The 15410-nt window shown below is 49.7% G+C and carries 18 protein-coding genes; 6 read left to right on the forward strand and 12 right to left on the reverse strand.

Annotation, left to right across the window (positions count from 1 at the left end; all coding sequences use genetic code 11):
* Nucleotides 1–233 precede the first annotated feature (233 nt).
* The 3 genes from DP091_RS04720 (at nt 234) to DP091_RS04725 (ending at nt 2884) form a co-directional block, all read left to right on the forward strand.
* The gene (locus DP091_RS04720; RefSeq protein ID WP_113057274.1) at nt 234–443 is read left to right on the forward strand and encodes a DUF5316 family protein; all 210 of its coding nucleotides are present in this window, start codon (nt 234–236) and stop codon (nt 441–443) included.
* A gap of 85 nt (nt 444–528) precedes the next feature.
* The gene (locus tag DP091_RS31230; RefSeq protein ID WP_181469728.1) at nt 529–699 is read left to right on the forward strand and encodes a hypothetical protein; all 171 of its coding nucleotides are present in this window, start codon (nt 529–531) and stop codon (nt 697–699) included.
* Nucleotides 700–907: 208 nt separating this feature from the next.
* On the forward strand, nt 908–2884 hold the full coding sequence (locus tag DP091_RS04725) for a stalk domain-containing protein (protein ID WP_113057275.1): 1977 nt from the start codon (nt 908–910) through the stop codon (nt 2882–2884).
* A 283-nt stretch (nt 2885–3167) separates the two neighbouring features.
* On the opposite strand, the gene DP091_RS04730 is transcribed toward DP091_RS04725, so the two are convergent.
* Both DP091_RS04730 and DP091_RS04735 read right to left on the reverse strand, forming a co-directional pair.
* Nucleotides 3168–3275, reverse strand: coding sequence for a YjcZ family sporulation protein (locus DP091_RS04730; RefSeq protein WP_233355008.1), 108 nt, complete (start codon nt 3273–3275; stop codon nt 3168–3170).
* A 207-nt stretch (nt 3276–3482) separates the two neighbouring features.
* Nucleotides 3483–3734, reverse strand: a complete 252-nt coding sequence (locus tag DP091_RS04735) for a helix-turn-helix domain-containing protein (RefSeq protein WP_113057276.1) — start codon at nt 3732–3734, stop codon at nt 3483–3485.
* Nucleotides 3735–3912: 178 nt separating this feature from the next.
* Here DP091_RS04735 and DP091_RS04740 point away from each other — a divergent pair, with 178 nt between their 5' ends.
* Nucleotides 3913–4584 carry a tetratricopeptide repeat protein gene (locus DP091_RS04740; protein ID WP_113057277.1) on the forward strand — a complete coding sequence of 224 codons (672 nt, stop codon included), beginning with the start codon at nt 3913–3915 and terminating at the stop codon, nt 4582–4584.
* Between the two features lie 87 nt (nt 4585–4671).
* Here DP091_RS04740 and DP091_RS04745 read toward each other — a convergent pair whose 3' ends face one another.
* From DP091_RS04745 to rpiA, 4 genes are all read right to left on the reverse strand, one after another.
* On the reverse strand, nt 4672–5307 hold the full coding sequence (locus tag DP091_RS04745) for a GDSL-type esterase/lipase family protein (RefSeq protein ID WP_113057278.1): 636 nt from the start codon (nt 5305–5307) through the stop codon (nt 4672–4674).
* 128 nt (nt 5308–5435) lie between these two features.
* A complete protein-coding gene (locus DP091_RS04750; protein ID WP_113057279.1) occupies nt 5436–5867 on the reverse strand; it encodes a GNAT family N-acetyltransferase in 432 nt (143 codons plus the stop codon).
* Between the two features lie 30 nt (nt 5868–5897).
* On the reverse strand, nt 5898–6347 hold the full coding sequence (locus DP091_RS04755; RefSeq protein ID WP_113057280.1) for a MarR family winged helix-turn-helix transcriptional regulator: 450 nt from the start codon (nt 6345–6347) through the stop codon (nt 5898–5900).
* A 49-nt stretch (nt 6348–6396) separates the two neighbouring features.
* Entirely contained in the window at nt 6397–7113 is a 717-nt protein-coding gene (rpiA, locus tag DP091_RS04760; RefSeq protein ID WP_113057281.1) for a ribose-5-phosphate isomerase RpiA, read from the reverse strand.
* An 88-nt stretch (nt 7114–7201) separates the two neighbouring features.
* Here rpiA and DP091_RS04765 point away from each other — a divergent pair, with 88 nt between their 5' ends.
* Nucleotides 7202–7399 (forward strand): hypothetical protein, encoded by a 198-nt coding sequence (locus DP091_RS04765; RefSeq protein ID WP_113057282.1) that lies wholly within the window; start codon nt 7202–7204, stop codon nt 7397–7399.
* A 94-nt stretch (nt 7400–7493) separates the two neighbouring features.
* Here DP091_RS04765 and DP091_RS04770 read toward each other — a convergent pair whose 3' ends face one another.
* The 3 genes from DP091_RS04770 to DP091_RS04780 form a co-directional block, all read right to left on the reverse strand.
* Nucleotides 7494–8069, reverse strand: a complete 576-nt coding sequence (locus DP091_RS04770) for a macro domain-containing protein (RefSeq protein WP_113057283.1) — start codon at nt 8067–8069, stop codon at nt 7494–7496.
* 69 nt (nt 8070–8138) lie between these two features.
* Nucleotides 8139–8570 carry a hypothetical protein gene (locus DP091_RS04775; protein ID WP_113057284.1) on the reverse strand — a complete coding sequence of 144 codons (432 nt, stop codon included), beginning with the start codon at nt 8568–8570 and terminating at the stop codon, nt 8139–8141.
* Between the two features lie 57 nt (nt 8571–8627).
* Entirely contained in the window at nt 8628–9251 is a 624-nt protein-coding gene (locus tag DP091_RS04780; RefSeq protein ID WP_113057285.1) for a TraX family protein, read from the reverse strand.
* A 219-nt stretch (nt 9252–9470) separates the two neighbouring features.
* Between DP091_RS04780 and DP091_RS31235 the strand changes: the two genes are divergently transcribed.
* On the forward strand, nt 9471–9638 hold the full coding sequence (locus DP091_RS31235) for a glycine zipper domain-containing protein (RefSeq protein ID WP_181469734.1): 168 nt from the start codon (nt 9471–9473) through the stop codon (nt 9636–9638).
* Between the two features lie 69 nt (nt 9639–9707).
* Here the strand turns inward: DP091_RS31235 and DP091_RS04785 are convergent, their stop codons facing one another.
* From DP091_RS04785 to DP091_RS04795, 3 genes are all read right to left on the reverse strand, one after another.
* Nucleotides 9708–12929 carry a cellobiose phosphorylase gene (locus DP091_RS04785; protein WP_113057286.1) on the reverse strand — a complete coding sequence of 1074 codons (3222 nt, stop codon included), beginning with the start codon at nt 12927–12929 and terminating at the stop codon, nt 9708–9710.
* 108 nt (nt 12930–13037) lie between these two features.
* Nucleotides 13038–14048, reverse strand: a complete 1011-nt coding sequence (locus DP091_RS04790; RefSeq protein WP_113057398.1) for a LacI family DNA-binding transcriptional regulator — start codon at nt 14046–14048, stop codon at nt 13038–13040.
* A gap of 153 nt (nt 14049–14201) precedes the next feature.
* Complete coding sequence (locus DP091_RS04795) at nt 14202–15410, reverse strand: SLC45 family MFS transporter (protein WP_113057287.1); 1209 nt, start codon at nt 15408–15410, stop codon at nt 14202–14204.

Genomic DNA, 15410 nt, shown 5'->3' on the forward strand with positions numbered 1-15410 from the left:
CTCTCCCATGAGGGAATCTCTTCGGAGGTTCCCGAACTAAATCCCTGTAACGGCAATGTCTATTACAGGGATTTAGTTCTTTTTTTATGTTGAGCCGCTAAACGAGATGAGCGGCCTTTTGTCATTTCAATCTGCATCTAGTCAGGCGATTCACCTAACCTTATGTAAATGAGCATAACCAATTCCTCTCAGCAAACGTTCTAATGATAAAGGACATAATGGGAGGACATGTGATGAACCTGTTTTTATATGCAGGATTGGCTTGTCTGGCGATTGCAGCGCTTCTATCCGGAGTGTTTATTACTACGGATTACCAACAAAGAGACTACTTCTTTACTGAACCCAGGGACGACCGCGCATCCAGGGAGAAGGTATCCTTCTGGTTCTTACTAGCCGGTTTCGTATTTCTTGCGGTCGCCGGTATTGTGTATTTGTTCCGCTAAGTTGTCACTGTGAACATTTGCGTGCACTCTCCGCCGCGGACGAATAAAGGCACAGAGGCATCTGTCTCTAGGGAGGATCTAATTCATGAAATTTTTTGTTAGCCATGAAGATACAGAAATAGAACGAACGAGAATGAAATATGCCCTGATCGCTTTAATCTCTATTCTTACCTTCAGGAAATTCGCCAAAATCGAAACGATGAAGAATGATTTATATGCGGCTCTATTGCTGTTGAAGGGCACTGATATTACTTAATCAGGTTTCTGCCACCTATATTCCCCTCCGTAGTTCCCTAAACACCATTAGGTCGAGACAGTTCATCGAACTATCGCGAGTTCAACCGGACCAGACGTCCCCGGATATCGGAGGGCGTTTTTAATTGCAGGAATAACTCCGATTTTGTCGAATCAATATAGCTGTTTGAAAAATATTCCTAATTGTAGAGTGAAGAGAGGTCATGTAAGTGAGAAGAACGTTGTATGTTCTCGCATTGTTTACCATGCTGGCGGGACTTGGTTTTGCAGGCAGCACGACGCACGGGATCGCTTCTGCCGAAGAGTCCAGGCTCCAGATCAGCGACATTGCGGGAAGGAACACCTACCTGATGAGCGATGGCTCCATGTGGTCCCTGATCGACGGACGACATGCCATCCGGACGCCGGGTAAAGTTGCAGCCATCAGCGGCTATGAATACGAAGGCATCGGCATGACGCAGGATGGGCGATTAGTGGAATGGGATATCGGCAAGGGACCCGAGGTCGTTCCGGGAACAAGCGGAGTGAAGCAGATAGCGGGTTACTACTGGCTGAAGTCGGACGGCACCGTATGGGGCGGCTCGAAAAAAGCAAAAAACCTCAGCGGCATTATGCTTATCGCCAATGCGGATCAAGAATTTGCCGCTCTGTCCTCAAACGGGGAGCTCCTATTAGAGGATAACTACAAAAAGGGACAATTCAAAAAGCTCGGGATCGTGGAGAACCCGGCCGGGGTCAAATCCATGACGGTTCACAGCGGGCGTGTTGCGCTATTGCGCGACAACGGTGACGTGGTTGTATACGAAACGTCCAACTTTGATGATAACGGGCGTATCATCCCGGTTACCGTCGCCCAGAACGCAGCTCATATCGTTTATGCATCCAATGAACCGACGGATCTTCTGATTGTGACGCTCCAAGACGGAACCGTATGGACAACCGGAGTGTATAAAGACCGCTGGAAGCTCAAGGAGCAGGTCTCCGGACTGAGCGGGATCGTAAGAACCTCGATTTACGGAAATGCCGAGGATCTGTCGGAGGGGTTCTATGCACAGCGCTCTGACGGAAGCTGGATACATCACACGAACGGACAGAACAAATCGGTTGATGTTCCTGTCGTTAAGGCCTTATCGGTTTCGATATCCGAAGCCAAGCCTTATGTAGGGGATACCCTGGAAGTCAGTATCCAGGAGACTTACACGAACGGGGCCAAGATCAAAGTGCCGGTTAAAGATGCCCTGATCGATATAGAGAAGCCTTATCTGATGAACATACAGAAGAACGGAACACTGAAGTCTGCGGGCGTTGGCAAGACAGAGATTACGGTAACCTCGGGCGGTTTGTCCAAATCGATAACGGTATCGTCCAGCCTGCGCAACAATTTGAAATATGCGAAACAAGTTAACGGGAATATCATGGTGCCGGCCAAATCCGTCCTGCAGGCACTGGGCGGTACCTATTCTGCCAAAAACGGAACCGTGGAGGCCAAGTTCGGGGAGACCGTGCTCTTGCTCACGGCAGGCAGCAACCAGGCCAAGCTGAATGGCAGCCCGCTGCGCTTAAAAGCAGCTCCGATGACAGACAAAGGCGAACTGCTAATTCCAGCTTCTGTGTTATCCGATGTTCTGGGCGCGAAAATCAATTGGGAAGCCAAGTGGAAACAAGCGAATATCTCCTTCGGGAGCGATGCAGTCATGACCGTCGTTTCCAGTGAGACGGCTGGCTTGATCAAAAAAGCGATGCAGGGCAGCTTGGTTAAATTTATTGGTCGAACGTATTGGGTGAATGATTTCGAAGACTTGGAACGCTTCTCGAAATTGACGGTAACCGACATTTTGCCGGATGACAAAGGCGAATTCAACGTGATTTTCAAAACGGCTTCAGGAAAAACAGTGAAAAGCTATCCTATGCGGTCTTCGGAAGTGACGCAGCTGTTTGCGGACCGTTCTTCTTTATTAAATTACGACCCATACCAAAAATACAAATGGTCCGCATCAGTCTGGAAACAGATTAAAGCAGGCCAGGTTTCCCTCGGTATGACCAAAGAACAGGTGCAGCTGTCATGGGGAAATCCGGCGGCCAAGGACATTACTGCCGGCGGCGGAAAAACCATTGAAACCTGGGGGTACTCGAATTTCGATATCGTATCTTTCGTAAACGGTAAGGTCATATTGATTATGATGTAGCATGAGTAACACACCGGGACAGAATATGGACCCGGGTCCATATTCGTTCTCCCAAAAACAGACCGTTCTTCTCGAGCGGTCTGTTTATTGAGATTATTCTTACATGCGATTAAATGTTAATCCATGTTTCATGACAAATCATTCACGCCGATTCTCGCTTCATCAAGAACAAGACCGCCCTAAGAAGAGGCCAGGCCTCTTTTGGACGGTCTGTCGTTATGACTGCTCCAGGTGCTCGGTATCTACTTATCGATTCAATTGGTTTGTTCGCTCAAAAGATGGATTAGATAAATGCGCGAGTAATGATCACCAACAAGATGAATAATACCAAAATAGCACCTACAGAAGAGCCATATCCATATCCGCCATAACCTTCTCCTACTCCGCTCACATGAATCCCTCCTTTTTTGAACATACCACATGTTATGTCGGTTCCGCTCAATTGAACTGGGCTGCCGCCTGTTCGGGATAAGATTAATGAATTGGCCCATGCAATTGATAATCCCGGACACGACTATAGAGCATCACCCTGAATTCCCATATGAAAGAGGGCATGGTGTAACGGTCGTTTACCACGCCTCATGCGATCACTCATGGTCTATACCTGCGAAAGTTGTTCTTTTTGATCCCGCTCGGTAGGATCTGAATATACATTTCTCCTGCGGCGATCGACCAAACCTTCTTCGCCCAATTCACGGTATTTGCGCATCCACACTTTCAGCCGTCCGATATCTGATATTTGCAAGGCCGATGCCACTTCTTTCTTAGTCATGCCCTCCAGCCGCATGGCGACTGCCTTTTTCTTCGTTTCGAAACTGTAATGATGGAATATTTGTCCCTTTTTCGCCATGATCATCACCTCTTTACTACCTTTATCGGCTATTATCGACCTTCTTTCAATACCTATGACCTATTCCGACATGCGCATGTATTCAAGGCCTATGGAACCGATCGTGTTTCCACCTAAATAAATCCATGTTATGGTATAATTTGTGTTACAACTTCACATGGAAAATGAGGGATCTCTTTTGTTTAAACTCATCATTTTTGGATTTCTGTTCTACATCTTCGGTAATCCGATTACGGCGATTCTGGTGCTGCTTCTCATCGTGTATGTGCTGGATCGCCGCTTTGTCGGGGTATTTCCCAGCGTGACAAAGCCAATTAAGCGCGCACGTAATATTTCCAAGCTGCGCAGACAGATTGCAGTTAGCCCCAGCGACGTTTCATCAAGGCACGAGCTTGCCAGATTGCTCCTGGAGCGACGTAAGTATGGGGAGGCCCTGAAGCTGCTGGAATCGATTGAATCCAGTCTGGAGGACTCCGCCGAGTTCTGGGACGATATCGGAAACGCACGCCTGCATACCGGCAGCATCCCGCAAGGGGAGTCGGATATTATCCGGGCTCTGGAGATCAACCCGAGGGTCAAATATGGCCGACCCTATCTTAGACTTGCCGATGCTTTTCGGGATTCGGATCGGGAGAAGGCGCTCCATTATTTGGAGCAGTTCCATTCCATTCACTCTTCTTCAAGCGAAGCCTTTTATTTGCTGGGATATATGTATCAATCGCTGGGAAGGACCGAGGATGCCAAGAAGTCTTATCAGGAATCTATGGATGTATACCGGTCACTGCCGAAATACAAAAAACGGCAAGAACGCAAATGGGCCGTACGAAGTCTTTTCAGGAAATTATTATAATTATTAATGAGGATTACTTAAACCAAAGGGCGTCCACATGGTCAAGAGACCAAGGGGACACCCTTTTTTTCTTAATCATTCGATTAGTTATGCAAGTGGCTTGTACCCAAGCCGGTTTAATTGTTCCGCGATCACCCGGTACCCTCGGCCATTCGGGTGTAAACCGTCCACCGACATCAGTTCTTTCTCTCGGCCTGAAAATTGTGCGTAAATATCAGCTACTCGAAAATAGCCGTCGCTTAGCCCCATCAAGTGCCGATTGAACCGAATCACGTATTCCGTTGCCTCCGTCCAGGCCGGGTATGGATTATAAAGACCGATAGCGCGAATGAAATAAGGTTTGCTGACCGGCGTCTTTATTTTACGGATATGTCTAACGGTATTAGCCACATGATTCTGACATCGATACAAGGCAGCATCCAGCACCTCCCGATTCGGTCGGCCTCCCGTGGACTTTACCGCACGTATCAAGTCATTGCCTCCGATCGATATCGTGATGATCTGAGCCTGCTGCAAATGATAGCGATACGTAGGAAGCTGAACAACCCGATCGTATAACTCATCCGAGGTTAATCCATTGACCCCGAGATTCTCATGGGCCACGAACTGGCGAAGCTTCTCCTCCGCCATCCGACGGTATAACGGAACAAAACCGCTGCCAGGCATCGCCCCAAACCCGAAGGTCAAGGAATCGCCGACAGCGGTATAATGGTACACCAACATGTTCACCCCCTGCCCCGCTCGTTACGACATTATATGAGGGGTGCCCCCATTGCGAAACGGGTCTATTGTCTTGAATGGCAATTTTAATTCCATTCGAAGACGGCAAACATGCTTTAAATAAGAGTAGCCTATTCTTCGGATTCCTCCACCTCGTAGATGCAGCGGAATCTTTCAACACCCGGATACTTTTCTCCCAGGCTGTATACCTCAAAGCCGATACTGCGGTAGAAGTTTACGGCTTCTTCGTCCGTTTCCGCAATGACTCGGACCGGCTTAGGCTGGACCGCAAGGAGCAGCTCCAAAATCAATCCGCGTCCATATCCCTTTCCCCGATTCTCCGGAAGAACGGCAAGATGCCGTATGGTAAGCTCGTCCTGATCGATATCGAAACCGATGACTCCTAAGAGAAGACCGTCCTCTTCAAATCCAAATAACCGACTTGCGCCCGTCTCATAAGCAGCAGCCGCCTGATCGACGGCTTCCGGATCCGGAAATACCGAGTAGCTGAGCAGTTCCTTTACTTCGGGTTGCATGGCTTGCATCGTTATATCTTTAAGCATACATATCTCCAATCTAAAACTTGTATAGGTCTACAACATCTTTTCCGCACTGATTCCCAGCTTGCGCAGCAGCATCGCCGCCTGTGCTCTCTCGTCCTCCGACAAGCCGCTAAGCACCTGGACCATCAATTCCTGATGCTGAGGAAAGATGGCTTCGAAAAATTCCTTTCCCTCTGCGGTAAGCTCAGCATAAATGACGCGGCGATCCTCAGCGGAAGCCCGGCGAACCAGCAGGTTTTTCTTTTGAAGCTTGTCCACCACGTATGTAATGTTACCACTGGAAATGAGCACCTTTTCGCCTATCTTTTGCAGCGGCTGCGGCCCTTTGTGATAGAGCACATCCAATACACCGAATTCGGTGGAGTTCAATCCGTGACTATTGATGCTGCGATGCGAATGTGTCATCACTGCGTTATAAGCTCTGGCAAGGACAACCAGCAAATGTAACGGGGTATCCTCGTGTTCTTGAATATCCGACATATTTCACCCTCCGAAAGATATCATGTAATTAAGGTTAATGAACGCCGGATCAACTGTCAAATGTATTCTTTGCTTCTATGCTCCCGGAATGCAACATACGCACCGTTCCATCCTGGCAGCCGATGATCGCTTGGTCGGCCATACCGATAAACAGTCCATGTTCAACCACACCAGGAATGGCGCCTAGCCGAGAGCTCAATTCCTCAGGATGGGCAATATGCTGAAACCGGCAATCAGCAATATAATTCCCGTTATCCGTAACATAAAACCCCTCATCTTGCTTACGGCGGATCTCCACCGAACAACCAAGCTGGGCTAGTGACCGAACCGTCCACTCAAAAGCAAAAGGGACAATCTCAACCGGCAGCGGGAAAGCGCCGAGTTGAGCTACGGCTTTTGCTTCATCCGCCACAATCACGAGTCGTTCACTGTGAAAAGCCGTGACTTTCTCGCGGAGAAGCGCTCCGCCCCCACCCTTGATTAAACGCAGCTGGTCATCCAACTCATCCGCCCCGTCAATCGTTAGATCCAAGCGATCGATCTGATGGATCGGCGTCAGGGATATCCCTTGTTCCATCGCCAGCTTCTCCGAAGCTTCAGAGGTAGCCACGGCCTGAATCGAGAGTCCGGATCGTACCATCTCGCCGATTTTGAGAATCGCGTAATAAGCGGTTGAGCCTGTGCCCAGCCCAATCTTCATCCCATCCTGCACATACTTGGCGGCATGCTCCGCCGCCATTTTCTTCATATTATATTCACTTTCCATGTGAATCCGCTCCTTCGTCTTAAGCTGAATCAAATGCTATAATATGGGGTAAATAGATGAATTTCATACAAGCGAAAGGATTATACTTATGCGAACTGAGAACCAAATCAAATCCAAGATCAATGAACTTACGATGCAGAAGAAAATGCTGCACACTCGCTTGACTGCTCTTAAGGAGAACAGTCCGGAGCGAGACTCCCTTCTCAATCAGGAAACCCGTCTCGACGATATGATCACGATGCTGGAATGGGTGCTGTTTGAGCCGAGCGGTTCCTATCATATGTAAAGTCGACTGACAAACGGCAGGGGCGCTAACTGCGCCCCTGATGTTTATTAATGAATCGCATCTGTCTTCCGAGAATGTACGTCGATAAGGCTTTTTATACTTGCGTTTCCTTCTCCTGGGTGTACTGCTCAAGCCAATGAATATAAAGCTCTTCATTATCAGGAGAAAAACAAACGAAGTCAATCCGATCCAGGCGGTTATCCGGCAGATCCTCCTCAAGCAGTTCCGTAACCGCCTTTAACGCAACGTCACATGCCGGAGCCTTAGGATACTCATAGATACCCGTGCTTATATTAGGAAAGGCGATGCTTCTGGCACCCACCTCGATTGCAAGCAGGAGACTGTTGCGGTAGCATTCCGCCAGCGTATGCTCCTCACGCCGTCCGCCGCCCTCCCAGATTGGGCCGACCGTATGAATGATATGCTGGGCAGGCAGCCGGCCTGCACCGGTAATCACGGCATTGCCTGGCGGGCAGCCGCCTTGCTGCTTGCGAATTTCCATGCACTGCTCCATGATTTCCGGCCCGCCGGCGCTATGAATTGCGCCGTCCACGCCTTTTCCACCCAGCAGTCCCGAATTTGCAGCATTGACGATAATGTCGCCCGTCCATGTCGTAATATCGCCTATAAAGACGGAGACCGATGTCCTTCCGATTTTAAATGTTTTCATTTCGGAAAATCTCCTTTCGGTCTTTTATTTCTTTATTACCCCGCTAGCGGGTGGATTGACCCTGTTTGCCTATTCTGTTCTCGGCTTTTTTTTGGCAGCCGCAGACAGTCGGTCGGTCAAACTCTTCTCTTCCGGTCCTTGCAGCGCTTCCTCCACCGTACGGTAGAACATCAGCGTGCCGGTGTCCCTGGCCTTCGTCAAATGATGAAGAAACACATTGCCGGCTTGCTCCAGCTTCAGATCCTCGGATGCATTCCTGACCCGGCAAAGATATACCTTCATCATCCCTTGCGGATCGCGAAATTCCATGACGCCGATCGGACTCATCGATCTTTTGTCCTCCTCCGTGAACTGAGGCGTCATATAAACGGTATATTCCGAAGCAGGCGGAGGAATGTATGCTTCCCGTTTTTTATCCGCAATTAATTTGGAATTCATGAATGCGATGTAACCCGCCGCTGCGAACAATAGGATGCAGGCAGCCATTGCGATATTCAACATGTATGTCTCTCCTTGTATATAATCAATCCATCAAGCGGTAACCTAAAGAATGCTTCTCTATACAATCACCCGTAATAACGCAATAATCAGTAAATGCAGAGGATAAAATGAACGCCATACCCAGCGACTCACCCGGATAGACTCCAGTTTCCTCCATGCCTGCGGGCCATAAGCTATCACAGCCGTCGGGATGACGCTCCACATCTGCAGCTCCCAGTTATTAAGGAACCAGAATACCAGGTTCAACACAATATGAAGAGGAACAAGCCAACTGGCCTGAGCATATCGGAAAATCAAGATCAACAGCAGTCCGTACGCTCCGTAATCAAACGGAAATTCACTCATTAGGGCACAGGCGGCAACCACAACCATCCACGATAACAGCTGGGAATCCGAACGTTCCAGCACATATAAAACGATGGCTCCAGCTACCAGGGTAATGACCACATTCAACCCTTCAGGATCCAGCGCAAGCTGATAGGGAATTTGGGAGATCACCGCAATAACGGCCAGCCGAATGATATACTTGGGTCTCGAAGAAGTGTAGCGGTGCCCCTGAACGAGAGCATAGACGTAGATTGGAAAAGCAATGCGGCCGATGATTCTCCAAATCTCCTGTTGCGGAAAAAACACAAGCCCTACATGATCGATCAGCATCGTCAGCATGGCGATCCACTGCATGATAACCCCCTCCTCGCACTCAAAGATGTTGAATTCATATGTACTTCAAATCGATATATCTATTATGGGTTGCAACACTGGGACTTGCAAGCGAAGAAAACATGAAGCAGCGGATATCCGGCATCCACGTCCATAATCCTCTATAATAATAACCATAGCAGCTTGAGAAGGAAGGACGCTTGTTGGGATCAACAGCATACAGATAGGGGTGACGTGCGCATGGAAAAGAACAACATGGCCCTTGGAATAAGCATGGGGTTCGGCGTCGGGGTCGCCATTGGTGTTGCCACGGATAATATCGCTATCGGCATCGCGATCGGTGCTGCCATTGGCATTACGTTTGGCTCGGCCATGTCAAGCAATAACAAAAAGCCCCCTAATGAATAAACAAAACTTCAAATAATAGTGAAAAGACCACCCGATTCATCTCGGGTGGCCTGTTTGGCTTGCGTCCCTCTATTTCATCACAGCATGAATGGCCCGGATGTTCCCATTACGGACTTCTTGAGCCAACTCACCTGTAATAAGAGGCCCATCGACCTCGATCGAATCCCCTCCCACCGTGATGAGAGTTAAACGCTGAATCGTGACGCCGTCCTGACCGTACGTATTTGCTGCGCGCTCGCTGCGATACGTCACCTTGACGGCACCAAGGAAGGTGAACGACACTTCTTGATTCTCGTCAAACAGCCACGCTGGAAGAACGGGTTTCAGATGGAGCTGCAGCTGACTGCCTTCGTATCGGAATATCTTCTTTCCTGCCATCATCGTAATCCACATGCTTAGGAATTCGGCCGTCGATCCGCTCAGCCTTGCCACGAAACCTCGTCCATGCACGTGGGGATCCGGATTCACGCTGCTGGCAATAAACGAGGAGTTCTCCAGCGTGCTGCGTCCATAAACGGCCGGGTCCAGAAAAGGGATGAGAGAAGTTTTGATTTCCGAGAAAAACTCGTCATACAATCCGGCTTTTAATAATGAAAGCAAGTATTTATAGGTCATATGCAAAAATACGGATTCCCGCTCCAGCCAGCCGGCTGTAAATGCACGGATGCGTCCGATTTCATCGGTTTCTCCCTCCAGGCTGACGGACGTTTTATACATTCCGAGCACGGAATCATATAGATCGGATGCCTTGATCCGGTCATACATCGTTCTCGCCCGGCCTTCATCGGCAAGCTTCATTCCGCGAGCCGGTGCTTCCAGAAAATGCGGGAGCGCATATGCCTTGAATTCAAGCACTTTTGCGGCGGGCAAACCATAGCGGGTGATCACCGGGTTTCCCCCTGCATCCCGAACCTCTTCAAACTGCTCGGCTTCAAAACGGAAATACGTTGGCACGATTCCGCCACCCATCTGCTCGGCACGCTGGATTCCTTCTTCGATTTTATCCAGGAAGGCCTCGTACATGCTCTTTACGTTCTTCACCGAAATTCCAACCTCCCGGCCGCTGATCCCGTACCGGACCGATGCACGATAGGCTTCACGCTGCCCCGCTACCAAGTCCCAATAACCGAATGAGTCCAGTGAGCCGGACTGATACAGCTGCACGGCTTCGTACACGCTCTCCAAGTAAGATGCAATCTCCTCCGGTACCTGAATCACTCGATGGCTGAACCGCTCGGCCGCATCCACGATAAATGCGACCATCCGCTTTAATTCCATCGTTTCGCTCATGCCCGACCCAAAAAGGCCCGGCAAGCCGTTCATCGCGTCATTCCAGCCCGGCTTGTTCGCCTCCATCTCCACCCCCATCCCGTAAGGGTCGAGTGTTGCCATTTTGTTGAGGGATAATGAGATCATTTTGACAAACAGATTCGTGCGGTAAATGCCGCCTTGTCCGCCGTCTACCCGCAGCCATTCCGCAGCGTTCCTTTTTCTGCCAAGCTTGTTCAGCTTCTCCTCGTCCTCCAACAGCGCACCGTATTGCCGTACCTTGCCCCGGCTGATCACAACCTTCTCACTCCGCGGAAGGACGTACACCGGGCTGTCAAAGAACGTATACGCATTCTCGCCAAACAGTAGTTCCTCATAACGGTCGGGATAAATATCCAGGTAGGTATCAACCAAATCCATATTATAAGTCCAATGATCCGACCAGAACCCTTCGCCGAACGAAGCGGCAAAATGTTGATCGGATATCGTCAAGAGTCCGGACAAGAACCGTTCCTCGCTGATCTCCAGCCTGATGCCTAGATCCGAAATCGCGTTGATGATTTTACCCGGCGTATAATCCCCGGCGCATGCTTTGGCCAGCTTCTCATAGTCTTCCTGAGCCGCGGAGGCCCGCAGCAGCTTCTCCAGTTCCTCTTCCTTCCCTTCACTCACGCGGAATATCGTTCCCTCTACGCTAAGCGGGTTATATCCGTCGGCTTGAATAAGACTGAAGAACATCCGGATGTTGAATGTACCTACCTTCGGGTTGAAAAAAACGTCATTTCGGCGGTTCTGATTCATATCCCGGAAATTGCCGTTCCCCTGTGAATAGTACTCCGGCGCAAGAGAGAAGAAATTATAATCCCGTTCCAGATCCCCATGCTTGCGGGAGTATAGATGGACAACGGCCCCTTCCTTCCCGTTATCGAATAGGAACGGATATCCGCCCCGCAGAAAATTGTCCAGATAGGACTGACGGCTATATTCATCAAATAGCGGTAATCCCGTTTTGGTTGCAACATCCTCGGTTAATTCCCGTGTCAACGCCGAGGCCTCCTCGCGTTTATGGAGGATATAGGCAGGCGAACACAAATCTTTGGAGCGCTTATTGATTTTGCCGATATCGTTCACATGGCCTACCAGCGTAAAAACGGTCGCCGTCTCCCCAGGCTTAAGCGTAGCCGACAGCCCGCTGAATCCGCAGGGCACTTTGTTGACGGCATACGGTGTGGCGTTCATCAAATCTTCCACCGAGCTCACGGCAAATCGATCAGGATGGATTAATGAAGTGTTTCCGCCAAAGATCAGCTCAAAGTCTACAAGGGGTTGGATCAACTTCCCGTGCTGATCAAACGACAGATAAAAGTGACCGCTCGTAACTTCGCTGACTTCCGCCTCATCGTGCGTACTAGAGCGAACTTTATAGAACGGAATCCCCTGTTCAAGGTTCTCCACTTCCATCCAGCTTCGCAGAAGATTGCCGACCTCCTTGTACCCGCTATTCTCGACACCGTAAGGCAGAATCTCCGGCATGCCGTCCAACAGTTCAAGCGATACAGGCTGTGTTCCGATATTCGTTACGCCGACTTCGCGGACAAGAGCGGCAAAATCTTCACCGGGCAGCTGAAAATACGATACCGACGTGCGAAATCCGTTACCAGCATGCTCCTCCTCAATGACCAGCTCATTCTGACGGATCAACATCGTTCTCTTCGCTTTGGAATCCGGCTGAAAGGATTGGAACGGCTCATAGACTGCCGGTGTCCCCGCCATCTTGATAAACGTACGGAAGCCGGTTGTCGACACATTCTTATACGAGATATTCGCCGGGGAAAATTCCATGATCGGCGAGTTCTTATCCCGTATGCCGAAGCTGCAAATCCCCTGCCCCCGATTCACATAAAAGGTCCACATCGGTATCCCCTTCAAGCCAGCGATCCCCGGCAGGAAGCTGGAAAACGGTTTGGCGAGATCATACTGCCCGATCACAAAGGCATCCTTCTCAAAACGATAATTTGACATGCTTAGATCCTCCTTAAATGGTTCATACTTGATTCAACTTCAGCGTTAGATTATTTTCGAAACCGGTTTCGAAATATAGCAAAAATAAGTCCTGCCTTTATATTTCACCTAGGTGACCGGGCGGCAGGATTCCCGGATAATCAATTGAACCGGCAGCATAACCGACTGTACTGTTGTGTCTTGTTCTTCGATCGAAGTAAGAAGGATCTCCGCCGCAACGGTGCCCAGCTGCTCCGTATCCTGGCGTATGGTCGTTAGCGCAGGGGTAATATAACGGGACATTTCAATATCATCAAAACCGATGATGGACAGATCTCCCGGTACATTCAAGCCATGATCCCGCACGGCGCGAATTGCTCCAAGCGCAAGCAGATCTCCAGCGGCATAAACAGCTGTCGGCCGAACCTCCAGCCCCAACAGCCTCTTCATGGCTTCATATCCGCTCTCGGTAGAGAAAAAATCGCTGCCTGTTATGTACTCTTCCCTTAGTTCCAGGCCAAGCTCCCGAATAGCTTGCTCATAGCCCTGTTGACGCTGCTCGCCTGCAAACGTATTCAATCCCCCCGATATATGGGCAATGCTGCGATGTCCAAGCGAATGCAAATACCGAAGTGCTTGCATGCTCCCTTCAATATTGTCGGAGTAAACCGAATGCACATGCTCCGGTGACGAGTCCAGAATAACGCACGGTATGCCGCTATCCAGCAGCTCCTGGAAATCAGGGTCCTCGCTGTTCGACAGAATGACGACCACGCCGTCGACGCCCCGGATTTTGCAATGCTCCACATAACTGCTTCTTCGGCCGCCGACATCCTTGGAGATGAACATCAGATCATAACCTTTGGATACGGCAATTTTCTTGAAACTTTCGATGACGGCTCCGAAATAGGGGTGACGAATCCCTGCTCCCGTAGCTTCCACAAAGAGAATGCCAATGGTCCAGGATCGCTTCGTTGTAAGCGATCTGGCGTTTGCGTTTGGAAGATAGCCCATTTCCTTCGCGGTTGCCAAAATCTTGGCTCTCGTCTTCTCCCGGACATCCGGATAGTTGTTGAAGACTTTCGACACCGTCGTAGGCGAATAGCCTGTTTTCTTGGCAATATCATAAATCGTTGTCAACCTTGGAATCAGCTCCTGCACCTTCGCCGGCATATTCTAATTCAAATCTATCTGATATTAGATTCTACCTGTGCCGGCAAGCTCTCGTCAATGTTATTCCGCACACACTCACTAGCAGGAGCCGAACCTTCGGATATCAAAAAATCAAATCGGCTAGGACAAGCTGGCGGAAGCGGTCTGCGAGTTTGCAGGGCTTTCCGTTTCCTGATGCCGGATCATCAGCACGCAGATCAGCGCGAGCAGCATGCTGCCTGCGGCGCAATAAAACAGAATCGAGTACCCCATGCCATCAATGAGCTTGCCCAGAAGAGGCGGTGACGAGATCGCCGCAAGTGAGGATACCAAATAGTACATTCCTGTCCGCGTTCCAATGCTGTCCTCCGATCCTGTAGATACGATAAATGGATAGGAGTTGATGTTGATGCAAGCCCAGAATAATCCGCCAACGGTCAGCAATATGCGAAGCAATAGCAGTGACTCAACCCATGGTACGAGCGCAAAGACAATCAACAGCCCGCTGACGCCGATCAGAATCATCCGTTTCTTGCCGAATTTACCGCCAAGCCATCCGCTTGGAATGGCGAACACAACAAAGGCGAGCGAAAAAAACGTCAGGGAGAAGGAAGCCTGCGATTCCGTTAGCCGCATTTCGTTTTTACCGTATAAAGTAAACAGCGTCTCAACCCCTTGATATGCGACAAACCAGAAAAATATCGCCGCCAAGAGCAGCACCGTCGTCCGATTGATCTGACTCTTAAAGGAAACTTTAGATTTGGCGGCCGTCTGAGCCTGATAGCCTGGAGCGTCACGCTTCTCCTGGATAAACGTTCTCAAAATGAACAACGACACCAGCGTTATGCCCGCTGCGGCAATAAAAGGCAGGGACTGATGAGCACTGTACAGCACCGAGCCCACGCCAAAAGCCAATATCGACCCTATGCCCCCCATAAAGTTAATGATGCCGTTGGCTCTCGTGCGGCGTTTCTCCTCCGTAATATCCGGCATTAATGAAACGGTAGGCGAACGATACAGACTCATGGCCAGGTTCATGAGGACCATGAACAGTATCAAAGTCGCCATCCCGTTGTGAAACGGAATGATAGCGGTAAACAGAGCGCCAAGCGGCATACCGATGAGCAGGTAAGGCATTCTTCTGCCGTACCGGGTATGGGTCCTGTCGCTGCGACTTCCGATCCATGGCTGCAAGAACAAGGCAAAGTAATTGTCGATCGTCATAAAGAAACCGATCAGGGCAACACTGGATATGTAATCCTCCAAAAAATAGGGCACAAACGCATTGTACAGCGCCCAGGTAATGCTAATGCTGAAAAAGCCAAAGCCCAGCAGCCATGTTTTCTTCAC

It is taken from the genome of Paenibacillus sp. MDMC362 (genome assembly GCF_003269305.1).
Classification (GTDB): domain Bacteria; phylum Bacillota; class Bacilli; order Paenibacillales; family Paenibacillaceae; genus Paenibacillus_AQ.

Bases quoted from the DNA above. Each gene is read 5' to 3' on its own strand.
- DP091_RS04720 (WP_113057274.1), top strand. From the start codon at position 234: ATGAACCTGTTTTTATATGCAGGATTGGCTTGTCTGGCGATTGCAGCG.
- DP091_RS31230 (WP_181469728.1), top strand. From the start codon at position 529: ATGAAATTTTTTGTTAGCCATGAAGATACAGAAATAGAACGAACGAGA.
- DP091_RS04735 (WP_113057276.1), bottom strand. From the start codon at position 3,734: ATGGCGAAAAAGGGACAAATATTCCATCATTACAGTTTCGAAACGAAG.
- DP091_RS04745 (WP_113057278.1), bottom strand. From the start codon at position 5,307: ATGTTGGTGTACCATTATACCGCTGTCGGCGATTCCTTGACCTTCGGG.
- DP091_RS04750 (WP_113057279.1), bottom strand. From the start codon at position 5,867: ATGCTTAAAGATATAACGATGCAAGCCATGCAACCCGAAGTAAAGGAA.
- DP091_RS04755 (WP_113057280.1), bottom strand. From the start codon at position 6,347: ATGTCGGATATTCAAGAACACGAGGATACCCCGTTACATTTGCTGGTT.
- rpiA (WP_113057281.1), bottom strand. From the start codon at position 7,113: ATGGAAAGTGAATATAATATGAAGAAAATGGCGGCGGAGCATGCCGCC.
- DP091_RS04765 (WP_113057282.1), top strand. From the start codon at position 7,202: ATGCGAACTGAGAACCAAATCAAATCCAAGATCAATGAACTTACGATG.
- DP091_RS04770 (WP_113057283.1), bottom strand. From the start codon at position 8,069: ATGAAAACATTTAAAATCGGAAGGACATCGGTCTCCGTCTTTATAGGC.
- DP091_RS04775 (WP_113057284.1), bottom strand. From the start codon at position 8,570: ATGTTGAATATCGCAATGGCTGCCTGCATCCTATTGTTCGCAGCGGCG.
- DP091_RS04780 (WP_113057285.1), bottom strand. From the start codon at position 9,251: ATGCAGTGGATCGCCATGCTGACGATGCTGATCGATCATGTAGGGCTT.
- DP091_RS31235 (WP_181469734.1), top strand. From the start codon at position 9,471: ATGGAAAAGAACAACATGGCCCTTGGAATAAGCATGGGGTTCGGCGTC.
- DP091_RS04785 (WP_113057286.1), bottom strand. From the start codon at position 12,929: ATGTCAAATTATCGTTTTGAGAAGGATGCCTTTGTGATCGGGCAGTAT.